Annotated in this window: 10 protein-coding genes; all 10 read left to right on the top strand. The window is 46.5% G+C overall.

Features of this window, described 5'->3' with window-relative positions; translation table 11 throughout:
- The first annotated feature begins 305 nt into the window (after positions 1-305).
- On the top strand, positions 306-1,202 hold the full coding sequence (rfbA, locus tag NDQ72_13445) for a glucose-1-phosphate thymidylyltransferase RfbA (GenBank protein WKD27064.1): 897 nt from the start codon (positions 306-308) through the stop codon (positions 1,200-1,202).
- A 47-nt stretch (positions 1,203-1,249) separates the two neighbouring features.
- Complete coding sequence (gene rfbC, locus NDQ72_13440) at positions 1,250-1,798, top strand: dTDP-4-dehydrorhamnose 3,5-epimerase (GenBank protein ID WKD27063.1); 549 nt, start codon at positions 1,250-1,252, stop codon at positions 1,796-1,798.
- Positions 1,799-1,801: 3 nt separating this feature from the next.
- Positions 1,802-2,683, top strand: coding sequence for an ABC transporter ATP-binding protein (locus tag NDQ72_13435; protein ID WKD27062.1), 882 nt, complete (start codon positions 1,802-1,804; stop codon positions 2,681-2,683).
- A gap of 26 nt (positions 2,684-2,709) precedes the next feature.
- Positions 2,710-3,765: a hypothetical protein gene (locus NDQ72_13430; protein WKD27061.1), complete on the top strand. Its 1,056-nt coding sequence runs from the start codon at positions 2,710-2,712 to the stop codon at positions 3,763-3,765.
- Between the two features lie 2 nt (positions 3,766-3,767).
- Positions 3,768-4,988, top strand: a complete 1,221-nt coding sequence (locus NDQ72_13425) for a hypothetical protein (GenBank protein WKD27060.1) — start codon at positions 3,768-3,770, stop codon at positions 4,986-4,988.
- Positions 4,985-6,160, top strand: a complete 1,176-nt coding sequence (locus NDQ72_13420; GenBank protein WKD27059.1) for a hypothetical protein — start codon at positions 4,985-4,987, stop codon at positions 6,158-6,160. Before NDQ72_13425 ends, NDQ72_13420 begins: the two co-directional genes overlap by 4 nt.
- An 80-nt stretch (positions 6,161-6,240) precedes the next feature.
- Entirely contained in the window at positions 6,241-8,133 is a 1,893-nt protein-coding gene (locus tag NDQ72_13415; GenBank protein WKD27058.1) for an ATP-grasp domain-containing protein, read from the top strand.
- On the top strand, positions 8,130-9,344 hold the full coding sequence (locus NDQ72_13410; GenBank protein WKD27057.1) for a hypothetical protein: 1,215 nt from the start codon (positions 8,130-8,132) through the stop codon (positions 9,342-9,344). Before NDQ72_13415 ends, NDQ72_13410 begins: the two co-directional genes overlap by 4 nt.
- Positions 9,345-9,406: 62 nt before the next feature.
- Positions 9,407-10,408: a hypothetical protein gene (locus tag NDQ72_13405; protein ID WKD27056.1), complete on the top strand. Its 1,002-nt coding sequence runs from the start codon at positions 9,407-9,409 to the stop codon at positions 10,406-10,408.
- Positions 10,409-10,733: 325 nt separating this feature from the next.
- Positions 10,734-11,648 carry a D-alanine--D-alanine ligase gene (locus NDQ72_13400; GenBank protein WKD27055.1) on the top strand — a complete coding sequence of 305 codons (915 nt, stop codon included), beginning with the start codon at positions 10,734-10,736 and terminating at the stop codon, positions 11,646-11,648.
- Positions 11,649-11,658: the final 10 nt, after the last annotated feature.

Below are 11,658 nucleotides of genomic sequence, written 5' to 3'. Positions count from 1 at the left end.
CCGAAGTACTAACATCAAAATAGATTCCCGCTAAGGGCATGCGGGAATGACGAGGAGTAAGGTGTCATTCCCGAGCGGGTTTATCGGGAATCCACCTTGACCTTACCCACTGAAGCCGAAGTACTAACATCAAAATAGATTCCCGCTAAGGGCATGCGGGAATGACGAGGAGTAAGGTGTCATTCCCGAGCGGGTTTATCGGGAATCCACCTTGACCTTACCCGCTGAGGCCGATGTACTAAACTCAAACTGGATTCCCGCTAAAAGCATGCGGGAATGACAGGACAGAAGGTTAATGGATGACTATGAGCCAAAGCTCACAAAGAAAAGGCATTATTTTGGCCGGTGGCTCGGGCACGCGGTTACACCCCATTACCCGTGGTGTATCCAAGCAACTCCTGCCGATTTACGACAAGCCGATGATCTACTACCCGATCTCGGTCCTTATGCTGGCAGGTATCCGCGATATTCTGGTCATCTCAACGCCGGAAGACCTTCCCCAGTACCAAAACCTACTAGGCACCGGCGAAGACTTTGGCATTCGCCTAGAGTACGCAGAGCAGCCGAGCCCCGATGGCCTAGCCCAAGCGTTTATCATTGGGGAAGCGTTTATCGGCGAAAGCCCCGTTTGCTTGGTGCTGGGCGACAACATTTTCCATGGGCAGCATTTTTCCGATCAGCTAAAGCGCGCCAGTTCACACACGTCAGGCGCGACGGTATTTGGCTATTTGGTGAAAGACCCTGAGCGCTTCGGCGTAGTGGAATTTGATGAGCAGGGCAAAGCTATTTCTATTGAAGAGAAGCCAGAAGAGCCAAAATCTGCCTACGCCGTGACCGGACTGTATTTCTACGATAACGATGTTGTTGAAATCGCCAAAAACGTACTGCCTTCAGAGCGTGGCGAGCTAGAAATTACCAGTGTGAATAATGCCTATCTAAAGCGTGGTGATTTACGCGTAGAACGCCTAGGCCGCGGCTTTGCTTGGCTAGACACCGGCACCCACGACAGCTTGCTAGAAGCCAGCCAATACGTGCAAACCATTGAACACCGCCAAGGCCTTAAAATCGCCTGCCTAGAAGAGATCGCCTGGCAGCAGCAGTGGATTAGCGACGAACACCTAGCTAAACTAGCCCAGCCACTAGCAAAAACCCAATACGGCCAATACCTACAGCGCCTATTGAAGGCGAAAGATAAAAAGTAGAAGCCAAGATTGGCTAAACAAACTCGGCAATGGCTAAAGGATGTTTAATGCAATACGAAAAACTCGCCATTCCCGATGTAGTGTTAATGACCCCCCAAGTCTTCGGCGATGAGCGCGGTTTCTTTATGGAAACCTTTCGCCAAAGCGAATTTGAAGCCCACTGTGGCCACTACACCTTTGTACAAGATAATCACAGTAAATCTGCCCGTGGCATTCTGCGTGGCCTGCACTACCAGTACCAACAGCCCCAGGGCAAACTAGTGCGGGTAACCCGTGGCGAAGTTTTCGATGTTGCGGTGGATATGCGCCAAAGCTCGCCAACCTTTGGTCAGTGGGTGGGCGTAACGCTCAGCGAACAGAACAAACAAATGCTTTGGGTTCCTCCCGGCTTTGCCCACGGCTTTTATGTCGCCAGTGAAGAAGCCGAGTTCCAATACAAATGCACTGATTATTACGCCCCAGGTGATGAAATAACGCTGTGCTGGAACGACCCCACGCTCAATATCCAATGGCCTCTGGTCAGTAATCAGCCGCCGCAGCTCTCAAGCAAAGATCAGCAGGGCCTATTATTTATTGATGCACCATGCTTTAGGTAGCACATGATCGAAATTCGTAACCTCTACAAGCGCTACCACAACCACCACGGTAGCGACTGGGTATTGAAAAATATCAACCTTACCATTCCCCCCAAGGTGAGCGTGGGTCTGATAGGGGCGAACGGTGCAGGCAAATCAACGTTACTACGCTTAATTGCCGGTATGGATAAGCCCGAAAGAGGCGAAGTGATTCGCCACACCAAGGTTTCTTGGCCAGTCGGTCTTTCAGGCGGCATGCAAAAAAACATGACAGCCCGGCAAAACGTCAAGTTTGTTGCCCGGGTTCACGGTAGTTCTAGCGAAGATGTAAAGCGAGTCATCAAATATGTAGAAGACTTCGCGGAAATAGGCACTGCCTTCGATGAACCTGTCAGAACCTTCTCCTCAGGGATGCGCTCGCGTATCTCGTTTGGCCTATCGCTTGCGTTTGATTTCGACGTCTACATTTCTGATGAAGCCACGGCAGTGGGTGATAAAAACTTTAAAGCCAAAGCAAAAGCTGCCTTTCGGGAAAAAACCGGCAAGGCCAGTCTTATTATGGTCTCGCATAGCGAAGGCATACTCAGAGAGCTTTGCCAGGCAGGCATTTTTATCAATAAAGGCGAAGCTACTTGGTTTGATGATATCGACGATGCGATTGATGCCTACCATAAGGCATTTGGTATACATGAAGCAGAAAAGCTTAAAAAAACCCGTCAAGATGTCAGAGCAGCAAGGAAAATACACAAAGAAGCAAAAGCCCTTTATCTAGCAGCGAAAGGCAATAATAGCGTGTCGCCGGAAGAGTTAGCAGAGCTAAAAGGCGATATGGAAGAGAAGCTCAAAATATTGCGCAAAGATCTGGCGGTGTTGAAATCGCTTCAAGAAGCCAGCGACGACGAATAGATTTTTATAGGTGGCTATTAAACACTATGTTCTCAACACATAAAGAAAGCATCGCGCACGCCGACGACATCGCCTCCCTGCAAGCCTGGAAAGACTTTACGCTCAGGTTCTGGGAAGATAACGCGCCAACCATAAAAGAAGAGCAAAGCCGCCAGCTATTTCACAGCGGGTTCTACAGAAGCCGAGCAGGCCTGTACGATTTAACTGAAAACGACCTTAATGCCTACTTGAGTGATTACCAGTCTCTTAGGTTGCAATCAATTAATCAAAAGTACCAAACCGTCCTCTCCGATCGAGTGCTATGTGGCCATGTGTTGGCCAATTACTTCGGCGTTGAAAAAAACATCTGCATGATTTCTAAAAACGGTGCTCAGTGGTTAGAACCACCGTGGTGGACGAACGGAAATACAGCGCCTAGCGAAGTGCACGTGCATTCACTAGCACCGGATAACCACGCGCAGTACCGCAAAATAAAGCTGGTAGAGAGCAGTGACTCGCAAACGTTTCAAAAAGCATTTGTTAATCAGTTAGTTGAAGAAGCACAAGAGCACAACGAGGCGTTGATCATTTCCACAGCGCCGGTTCAACATAGTTGGTTAACTAAAATAAGCCCTGATGGCTACCATCTGCTGCACGTATTACTGGTACGTGAACCCGATGAAGGACTGCCTGAAATAGCCGCTGCTAGCTTAACGGTGGGCAGCATGGCAACCTCATCAAACACACCAATGCGGGTAGAAGAAGGCGCGCTTAGTGCCAGTATCAATCCACAAACTGGCTTAATTACAGCATGCCGCGGGCTTAACCAGCAGGGCGTTATAGACACCTATTTGCAACACCCTGACACCGCCCAAACCCTAGTCGGTGAGCACCTACCCAACTGGGCTGCTATTAGAAAAGCCCTGCTGCGCTTCTTTGATGAATCATCATATTTGCACGTTTGCAGTCTAAGCTTTGTGGTTACCGAAACAGGCGTATCGTTTTTCGGAACCAACACGGACGTCATGGCAGCACATCAAATGCATCAACCGCTACTTGAGCACCCAGGCATTACCAATCACTTGAACAAGGTGAGCGGCTAGCTATGCCAACGCAACTCGTGCCAACGCAATTTATGCCAACGCTATTGAAGACGTTCGAATGGCGTCTCAGAAAGTGGCTAGGTTACCAAGACGCCAAGATACGGGCAGAAATAGAGCAGAGCGGCTACTTCCATTCAGAATGGTACCTAGCCAACTATCCAGAACTACTCAATGAGCCAAGCGCCGTAAAAGATCCGTTAGGTTATTATCTGTCTCGCGGAATACAGCAAGGTCACAACCCTGGTCCAGGGTTTCATACTCAATGGTATCTGGAAGAGTACGACGACGTACGTAACGCTTCCATGAACCCGTTACTGCACTATTTACGTTTCGGCCGTGAAGAAGACCGCAGGCCAACGCCTTTTCTGGGCGGTGTACAGAGCATGATGCACAAACAGGGAGGCGCAAAAAACCATCGTGTTATTTATAAAACACGCAGAAGTGCAGATTTAAGTCACGTTGGTCGAATAAAAAGGCTGAATCATAGTGAAGGCGTACAAATTTGGCGAGAATTTAGCCACTCGTTTAGAGCACAGCAAGGAAGTCTTGCCCAGCAGGACGCAGAATACCTACATAACCGTGGTTTTCTGCCCAACCGCAAACGCCTTTATAAGCTGCCAGACACGCGGATAGATGCTTATATCAGCGATCTACAAGCGAGCCTGCTAGCCCAAACCAATGGGCCAATGCAACCGTTGCTGGAAAATACAGAGCTACAGTGGCAGCTCTATAACCAGCGCATACCCATGATTGCTAACCCTATGCTAACCAAGCAGGAACCGCCTACAGGGCCGGTTCTTAAAGTTATTTTAATCATGGATCCAGCAGGTGCTGGACTGGTGCCGCTCTCGGTGGTTGCTACTAAAAAAGCGACGGCTGCCACCGTGGGTATGGCGCTTAGCATGCAGTTATCGCCCGGTAGTGGCCGCACCCGGAGCGTTGCACGGTTTAATACTAGCGGCACTGTCGTGGGCCCTAGAAGACCGGTTCCTTGGGAAAAATACCGCTACAAAGCTGCTTGGCAACAAGCTAATAAAGACATTATTTATCCCATTCAAAAAGAGTCGCTTTACTCTTTTATCCAGGTAGATATTGATATTTCGACGCCGACTCCAATGTTGATTCGCCTTGCAGCCACCCCTACGGTGGAAGACTTTCAGGTACACGGCCCATTAATGCAAAACCAAACAGCCATCGACTTTATGCGTGAGTTTGGAATATGAAACTTGATACCACCTACCACGAAATGAGGCACTCTTCAAAGAACCTCACAGGCAGCCAGGAGGCGGTAGTGGCAGATGCGCTATCGAAAGATCATCATAAACGCTTGATGGATAGCCTGCAGGAAACAGAGCAGCTTGCGCTATTAAAACGCTTTACGTTGGATTTTCACGCCGACTCAGACTTGCCGAGTCTCAGCGAAGAAGAGGCGCAATTCTTTTACGAGCGCGGCTTTTTGCCTGAAAAGGCAAGGCTATATGGGCTCAACCGCGACAATATCGACAGTTACCTAAGTGATGTCCAACGCTGGCTTACCCGGCTAGTCAATGGTCATTATAGTGTTGTTTTTAATAATAAAATATTGTTTGACCAAGTGTTCGGCCAATATTGTAATGTGCCACATACTGTCGCGGTATGCCGGCAAGGCCGTGTAATCCCACACACCGATCTATGGCTGCAGATAGCGCGCGGCGAATCTGAGTCGCGAATGTTAGTGGCCAAGCCCTTAGGTGGCGGTGGCGGTGGTAGTGTTTACTTTATTCGTATAGATAAACGCCATGCCGTGGTGGAAACCAACGACGCAATTAACCCGCGCTTTAGCTTGCGAAGCGACGCATTAAGTGAATTATTCACCAGTCAACGGGTTCCATTTATTATTAATGAATACGTACAGCAAGGTGAATTCTCACGCCGTCTTTATCCTCTTACGGTTAATACGGTGCGTGTGCTCATAATGCGCGACGTGCAAAGCGGTGAGCCATACATAGTGCGAGCCGTACTGCGTGTAGGTAATAGCGAATCGTACCCTATCGATAATTTTTCGCGGGGTGGACTAAGCATTGAAATTGATTTGGAAACGGGAAGACTTGGTAATGCTGTAGCTGCGGCGGGCCGTTTTAGTGGTCAAGTGTGGCATGCCCACCCAGATACGGGCGAGACACTAACAGGGGCTAGTATTCCCAACTGGCAAGAACACAAGTACAAACTTAAGGCCCTGTTCAGCAAGCTACCGTATCTAAAGTATTGCGGTTTCGATCTGATTCTACGTGACCACGACTTTGTAGTGCTAGAAGGCAACAGCTACAGTCAAGTGCGTCTTTTTCAGATGCATGAGCCGTTACTTGGCGATGCCACTTATAGACGATTTCTTCTGGCTGAAGGATTGGCTGTTTAGCTCATGTCGCTTGGGGCTATTTGTAAACAGGAAATAAAATTTCTGATACTAGTGTTTGATGACAATACAGGGCGTATTTGATGAGTATTAAGGTAAGCAAAGTAAGTGCTGGTGGTTTAAAAGCACCAGTACAGGGCGGGATATGGAAGGATGCAGACCCCCGCTACGCCGCAAATGCGTGGGTTAGTATAGAAATAGAAGGTAACAGTGGCATAGAAACCGCAGCGGTAGAGTTTCAAATGCCATCCTTATCAGGCCAGGGATACCCTTCAAGAGCCCAGGACTTGTTAAAGGAGGTAATTAAGCGTCTGGTTAATCACTCATTCTCGTTAAATGAAGGTGATGAGTTAGAAGCATTGATTGAAGCGTGGTCCATAGAAGCAATAAAAGATAAGAAGATATTCAGAAAATTAAATCGAGATGGTAGTCCTGAGCTAGATAAGTTTCTTAAAAAATATAAAGATAAGATTGTATATGCTATTTGTTCTTTGATACGCCATGCTTTAAAAAGCCGGAGTTCTACAGCGCACGATGATGTGCAGACCTTCAGCAATGTAGCTTGGCCAAATAGTCGGTTTAGCGACTTGCTTGAAAATATACTGTTTTTCTGGAAACTCCCTGAGTTAAATGTACCTGATATGCTTGGGAAATCGGCGCAGCATTATTCAGATGTTGAGCTTGCTAAACCATTAGGTATAAACGGAACAAAAGGGCACTTAGTAGAAAGGCATGCGCTTAGCTTAGGTCTGAATAGCCTAAGGTTCACGAAAGGCTCCTATGTCATCTATGATGAGAGTAATAAAAAACTCCCGTTCAAGTGGAGTAGAACCATAGTTTCAAGCAGTATGTCTCATGCTTTAACTAGCCATAAAGAGGCAACGCGAGCATGTTTGCAACGCCTAGGTTTGCCCGTGCCAGAAGGTAGACTGTTTAAAAAAGATGATTTATGGATGGCTGAGCAGTACGCAGAACTGATTGGTTACCCGGTTGTATGTAAACCCGTGGCAGGTGTTGGTGGGATAGGTGTTTTTGCAAACTTGCGAACAGCTAAAGAACTGAGGGATGCTCTGAATATAAGTCAGTCCTCACAGCTGGGTAAGCAAGATGTTATCATTGAAAAACATGTTAGCGGTGAAGATTACCGAATACTGGTATTAGATGGCAAAGTGATTGCGGCAATCATGAGGTTGCCTGCATGTGTAGTAGGCGATGGAGAAAATAGTATCGCTGAACTTGTGCTTCTTAAAAATCAGTTCCGAAAAAGTAACCCCCATCTTTGGAGGAGGCCGATAAAGTTCAATGACACTATGATGTTCCAACTTGATAGGCTGGGTCTCTCTTTAGAGAGTGTTCCCGCAGCAGGTGAGTTGGTAAGGCTTTCTTCTTCCAGTAATATTTCCCAAGGCGGGGATAGTATCAGCGTCTATGACGAGCTACATGAAGATATAAAAAAGGCTTGTGTGGAATCGGTTAAGGTGATTCCAGGTCTAAACTACTGCGGCGTTGATTTCTTATTAGAGGATCACACAAAGCCATTAAGCGAGCAAGATAGTGGTATCTGTGAGCTAAATGCTCATGCCGCGATTGGTAATTGCGAATATCCTCTTTTTGGTGAGCCTAAAGAAGTCGCAAAGAAGCTATTAATCAGTGCAGCAAATCAAGAAGGGTTGAGTTTTTTGACTGCGCCACTCGATACACTTCATCTACATTCAACCGTAAAAGGTACTTTAGCCAAGACGGGATATGTCGAATGGGTTATGGAAAGAGCAAAGAAATTTGGTCTATCCGGCTGGATACGACAAGTAGACCGCAGAACAGTAGAGGTTCGGATTTACGGTGATTTGCTGCCAGCATCCTACCTGGTAACCGCGTTAGTTTTAGGTCCTGCTAATGCGAAGCCTACTTCGGTAAATACAATTCACTATGAAGGCGAGAAACCAGTGGGTTTCAGATTGTTGGGTGGTAAGTTATGAAACATTTATATGAAAAATTAATACCCGAAAAAAGATATGAGGGTACCTATGCTGACTTTCCATCTGAGCTCATAGATGGTGTGTTAATAACGGAAGCGTTACTTAAAATAAGGCTGCCATTGCAGCTGCTACCAAGACAAATGGTTGTGGGATATTTACCATCAGGGCCTATCAGCTCCGTAGGCTTTACTCATGGTGTGCCAGGAAGTTCCTCGCTAGCAGGCGTTACTTTTCTTTCAGATCGGCGAGTAAGGAGGGCGCTCCTTCAAAAGCATGGAATGAAGGTGCCTGAAGGAGCCACTTTTTCTTATGAGTCAAAGCTAGAAGTAGTGAAGTATATTCGCAGAATTGGTTACCCCGTCGTTATCAAAGAGGCGATGGCGCAGGAGTTAGGAGAAAGGGGGGTTGTTGTTAACAACGCCCAAGAATTTGATGCTGTAATTAAGCGCCTTCGCGTGGTGGATGAAAGAATGTTTTCACCGCAAGCTGATTACAAAAACTCAGCGTATGCAATAACGGGTCTGCTTCCTACGGTCACTGCAGAGGATGGAATCGAATTAAAAAATGAAAAACACAGATTCCTAGTAGAACAGCATGTGCCGGGTAACAAAGTAAGATTAATAGTTGTTCATGGTAGCGTGGTGTGTGCATTATCGAAGCCAGAAAATACTGGATATGATGGTTACAATTTGTTAAAAATGCCTCATAGATACCAACGTGTTGCCGAAAAAGTTATGGATGCACTACCAGGAGTACGTACCCTATGTATTGATATTGTGGTTGACAATACAGCTGGGGATGTGTCAGAGCAGCAATGCTGCATCGTTGAGGTGAGTGAAAGGCTGCATCTTCATAATGTTCTTTTCCCATCAGCACGTTTGGCTAAGAAAATAGCTAGTAGCATTGTTGAAAACGAGGTTTCTTATGTTAAATTTGCTGCGCAAAAAAACATGGCTTTTTTCAATAGATCGGTGACGACTCCTTGTAAAGCTAAAGGCTTAGTCGACTGTGATAAATTTAAAGAAGAAGTTGACAAATTCTATAGCACTAAAAATTCAGGGTTGGTTCTGGAATGGCAAGCATCTGATGCCATTAAAGGCCAGATGGATTTTATTTTAAAAGGAGGTACTAGCGAAGTTAGCAGTTTCTTGAATTCGTTATCTTGTGGTCATGGCGTTTCAGTCAGGCCAATGTCAATAGATGTTTTTTGAATTTTAAGCTTAAGCCTTAAATTTTAAACCTTAAACCTTAAACCTTAACTAAAGGGACTTTTATGTTTACTGAAGCTAGCTCGCTCGATATTTCATCTGAAGCCATCATTGAGAAGATGGGCAGATACGGTGTCGGTCCCCAGTTAATAGCTTATGAAGCTGAATTGGATGAAGCTACGGTAACGTGGATTTCTAAGTATGTTTTCCTGTGCGAGAAAGCAGGAAAAAAAATCCTTTTTCATGACGTAAGAGGCGCTGACTCCTATGCCGCTAACTCAGTCACTGATAGAAGAGTGTTGCTTAGGAAACTGCTGAAGCATGCTGGTGTTAATGTTCCCAAGGCTCGCATTGTAAAAAGCTTGAATGCGGCAAAGCGAGCAAGAAAAGCTTTCGGTGGCACTTTAAGCCTATGGTCGACTAGTGCAAGTGCAAAAAATATTAATATTGGCAAGGTTTCTTCAGAAAGGCGTCTTGAGCGTGAGTTAGAGAAACATCTAGAGACGAATTCATCTGTTTTAACTGAGGAGCATATCGAAGGCTCCGTATATAGAGTTATGGTGGTAGGCGATAAAGTAGTTGCGGCTCTATCCAGACGACCGGCTACCCTGATCGGTGATGGAAATTCTACAATTCAAGAATTAATAGAAATAAAAAACCAAGCCCGTGACCTTAACCCTTGCTACCGAAACAAGCCGATCCGGTTTGGACGAAATACTGAATCTGATATGCAAGAACGCGGGTTAACCGTTGACAGTATCTTGTCTGAGGGTGATTCCTTTGAAGTAAGAAGTAGCCTTGCATTGGCTGCAGGGGCAGAATTTGTTGATGCTACTGACGATTTAACGCCAGCGCTTGAAGAAATTGCAATACAAGCGGTAGCTAGCATTCCGGGGTTAGAAGTTGCCAGTGTTGATGTGGTGATTAGCTCAAAAGGTAATGATGCTGTGCCGTATGTACTCGATGTTTCATGCGACCCTAATATTGCAGTCTATCACTACCCAGGCGAAGGGAAGCAAAGCAATATTGCACAACAAATATGGAAGCATGCGGCTGCCTCTATTTGATTTGGCTGTTTATGCTAATAGTAGGCAAGTTGCTGTTTTTCCACGGACTTTGTCGAAGTTGACAATTTAATAAAAATTTGGCACAGGTTAGTGGAAGTTTTAGGCTCCTTCCGGCCGGGTACATGTTGCGGTTTCTCAATAATAAATGCTCATTCGCCTCCCTGGCCGGACTGTTAATAAAATTCAATATAGCTGAATATTTTTTAATGGCAGTGATTGGCCCCGTTAAGGGGGAATCGCCCGTGCTGTAAGTGGTTCAAGCCTTGGCCTGTTATGCTAATACCCACTGTAACGGTACTGAAATTAACTATAGGATATCTTTAATATGACACGCAAACCTTTGGTCGCAGTATTAATGGGCGGACTTTCCTCCGAACGTGATGTTAGCCTTAGGACAGGAGAGGCTTGCGCACTTGGCTTGGAAGAGGCTGGCTATCTTGTCGAACGTGTTGATGTTCAAGATGATATTGCCGAGCGTCTCATGCAGATCCGCCCTGATAAGGTTTTCAATGCGCTGCACGGGCCGGGTGGTGAAGACGGCATAATTCAGGGGCTTCTAGAGCTGCTGCACATTCCTTATACCCACTCAGGTGTGCTTGCTTCGGCGTTAGCGATGCATAAGGTTAATGCCAAACATGTTGCTGCTGCCAATGGGATTCCAGTGGCGGAACACGTTTTAGCTACGCCAGAGGAAATTTCGGCTGGCCATGTCATGGCCCCGCCTTATATTGTCAAGCCCATCGCTGAAGGTTCATCTTTCGGGATAACCGCCGTATATGAGGGAGACGAAGCCCCAAGTCTTTCGCCCGATATTGCTCGTTTTGGCGAAAAGCTAATGGTTGAGCGCTTTGTGCCTGGTCGAGAGTTAACCTGCGCAGTGCTGGATGATGGTGCCCTTGGTATCTCTGAAATCTTTACTCAGGGTCAAGATTTCTATGATTATGAATCCAAATATGTCGCCGGTGGGTCTCGCCATATATGCCCAGCTGAATTACCTCCAGAAGTTGAGCAGCGCATACTTGACTTGTCGCTGGCTGCGCACCGTGCACTTGGCTGCCGAGGCGCGAGTCGGTCAGACTATCGCTTTGACCCAGAACGTAATGAATTAATTTGGCTTGAGGTGAATACCCAGCCTGGCATGACTCAAACCTCTCTTCTGCCTGAAATTGCACAGATGCGGGGAATTTCCTTTTCACAACTGGTGGCAGGGTTAATCGAAGATGCCTCGTTAAATCGCTAGCATTAGGAAA

The sequence above is a fragment of the Halomonas sp. KG2 genome, from assembly GCA_030440445.1.
Lineage (GTDB): Bacteria > Pseudomonadota > Gammaproteobacteria > Pseudomonadales > Halomonadaceae > Vreelandella.
This window is presented reverse-complemented; position numbering and strand designations above follow the sequence as displayed.

What these genes read in the sequence shown, in the direction of transcription:
- rfbA (WKD27064.1), top strand. Translation starts at nt 306, where the DNA reads ATGAGCCAAAGCTCACAAAGAAAAGGCATTATTTTGGCCGGTGGCTCG.
- rfbC (WKD27063.1), top strand. Translation starts at nt 1,250, where the DNA reads ATGCAATACGAAAAACTCGCCATTCCCGATGTAGTGTTAATGACCCCC.
- NDQ72_13435 (WKD27062.1), top strand. Translation starts at nt 1,802, where the DNA reads ATGATCGAAATTCGTAACCTCTACAAGCGCTACCACAACCACCACGGT.
- NDQ72_13430 (WKD27061.1), top strand. Translation starts at nt 2,710, where the DNA reads ATGTTCTCAACACATAAAGAAAGCATCGCGCACGCCGACGACATCGCC.
- NDQ72_13425 (WKD27060.1), top strand. Translation starts at nt 3,768, where the DNA reads ATGCCAACGCAACTCGTGCCAACGCAATTTATGCCAACGCTATTGAAG.
- NDQ72_13420 (WKD27059.1), top strand. Translation starts at nt 4,985, where the DNA reads ATGAAACTTGATACCACCTACCACGAAATGAGGCACTCTTCAAAGAAC.
- NDQ72_13415 (WKD27058.1), top strand. Translation starts at nt 6,241, where the DNA reads ATGAGTATTAAGGTAAGCAAAGTAAGTGCTGGTGGTTTAAAAGCACCA.
- NDQ72_13410 (WKD27057.1), top strand. Translation starts at nt 8,130, where the DNA reads ATGAAACATTTATATGAAAAATTAATACCCGAAAAAAGATATGAGGGT.
- NDQ72_13405 (WKD27056.1), top strand. Translation starts at nt 9,407, where the DNA reads ATGTTTACTGAAGCTAGCTCGCTCGATATTTCATCTGAAGCCATCATT.
- NDQ72_13400 (WKD27055.1), top strand. Translation starts at nt 10,734, where the DNA reads ATGACACGCAAACCTTTGGTCGCAGTATTAATGGGCGGACTTTCCTCC.